Source organism: Streptomyces sp. NPDC057638 (assembly GCF_042800315.1).
In the GTDB taxonomy this organism is placed as follows: domain Bacteria; phylum Actinomycetota; class Actinomycetes; order Streptomycetales; family Streptomycetaceae; genus Streptomyces.
Genome location: NZ_JBHVHF010000584.1, coordinates 1 through 1790 on the forward strand (window position 1 = coordinate 1; position 1790 = coordinate 1790).

General features: G+C 75.0%; 1 protein-coding gene. It reads right to left on the reverse strand.

Annotation, left to right across the window (positions count from 1 at the left end):
- Positions 1-180: 180 nt before the first annotated feature.
- Positions 181-1230, reverse strand: a complete 1050-nt coding sequence (locus ACFVIM_RS34985; protein ID WP_384310374.1) for a lactonase family protein — start codon at positions 1228-1230, stop codon at positions 181-183.
- Between the last annotated feature and the right edge of the window lie 560 nt (positions 1231-1790).

The window sequence follows — 1790 nt, forward strand, 5'->3', positions numbered from 1 at the left end:
CCTGAGGGCGCGGGCCATCGGCGTATCAGGCCGTCCGTGTGCCGGGCCGTCGGGCGCCGGAGGGCGCGGACGGACGGTGAGCGGTGGCCCGGACCGCGTGGACCAGCGGGCCGGGCGGTGCGGCCGGGACAGGACCGGACGGTGCCCGCCGGTCCGGGGCGCGCGGCGGGGCCGGACGGCTCAGCCGAAGACGACCCGGGAGACGGCCGGGGCGGGGAAGGAACCGGCGCGCTCCGGCACCCCGGTCGCGGGGTCGACGGTGAACCAGGTGACATCCCCGGAACGCTCGTTGGCCGCGTAGAGGCGCTCACCTGAGGCGTCGAGCACCAGGTCGCGCGGCCAGCGCCCGCCACAGGGCACGGTCGTGACGAGTTCGGCGCGCTCACCGGAGTCGTCGAGGGAGAGCACCGCGATGCTGTCATGGCCCCGGTTGGCCACCCACAGCCAGCGGCCGTCGTGCGCGACGGCCAGCTCCGACGGGTAGGAGCGCCCCTCGGTCCCCTCCGGCAGCACCGGCGCCTCGGCGACCGGCTCCAGGAGGCCCTCCTCGGCGTCCCAGCGGCAGATGGTGACCGTGGGCTCCAGCTCGTTGAGGACGTAGGCGTGCCGACCGTCCGGGTGGAAGGCGAGATGGCGGGGGCCGGTGCCCGGCCGCAGCGCGGTACGGCGGTGCGCGGTGAGCTCGCCGCGCTCGGCGTGCAGTACGCACACATGGACGGTGTCGGTGCCGAGATCCACCGCGAGCACCCAGCGGCCGCTGGGGTCGGGCACCACCTGATGGGCGTGCGGACCGTGCTGGCGGTCGGGGTCGGGCCCCGAACCGTCGAACTGGAGGACACCGCTGACCGGTCCGGGCGCGCCGTCGGCGGCGATGGGGAGCACGCTCAGACTGCCGGAGCCGTAGTTGGCGGTGAGGATGTGTCCCTCCACCACGGAGAGGTGGGTGGGGCTGGCCCCGCAGACGGGGACCCGGCCGCCGAGCGCCCGCGGCTTCCCGTCCTCGACCTCGAAGGCCGCCACCCCGCCCTCGGAGGTCTCGGAGACCGCGTAGAGGACGGGCCTGCCGTCGACGGTACCGAGGGTGAGGTACGAGGGGTCCGCGACCACATCACTGACACCCGTCTCGGTCAGCGCCCCGGTGCCGGGGTCCACGACGGTGGCGATCACACCGCGTCCACCGGCGGACGTGAACGACCCCAGGAAAGCTCGGGTGGGCGTTGGCTGGGTCACGGCGGGTCCCCTCGCTGATCGTTGGTGGTGCGGGCACCGTAGCAGCGGTCTAGACCAACTGTCTCCTCCCCTCCTTTCCCTCGTCCTCCGAGGTGGGAAGGGTGGCGCTGGGGCAGATGAGGCAGTAGTGAATGCCGGGACTCGACTGGCCGAGAGAGGGGCGGAGGGGCGACAGTGTGCCGCCGCAGGGGGCGTAACCGTACGAACCGTACGAGGGAGCGGCGCGGATCCGGAAGCGCGGCCAGACCGGCGCCTCGGGCGGACGGCCCACGTCGGGGACGGTCCGGCGGGCGGGAACAGGTCCAGCCGGAGGAGCGGGCGCCGACAGACCGGGCGGACGGGCCAGACGGAAACGGAAGGCAGCCAGACAGCCGGGCGCGACAGGCCGGGGCGGACGGTCCGGCGGGGCGGGAACAGGTCCAGGCGGAGGAGCGGGCGCGGACGGGCCAGGCAGGGACGGGGTCAACCGGACGAGGCGGGCGGGGACGGTTCACCGGGCCGGTCGGGGCTGCCGCACCGGCCCGCTGATCCCCGTCCGACAGGCCAGGGCACCCGTCGGA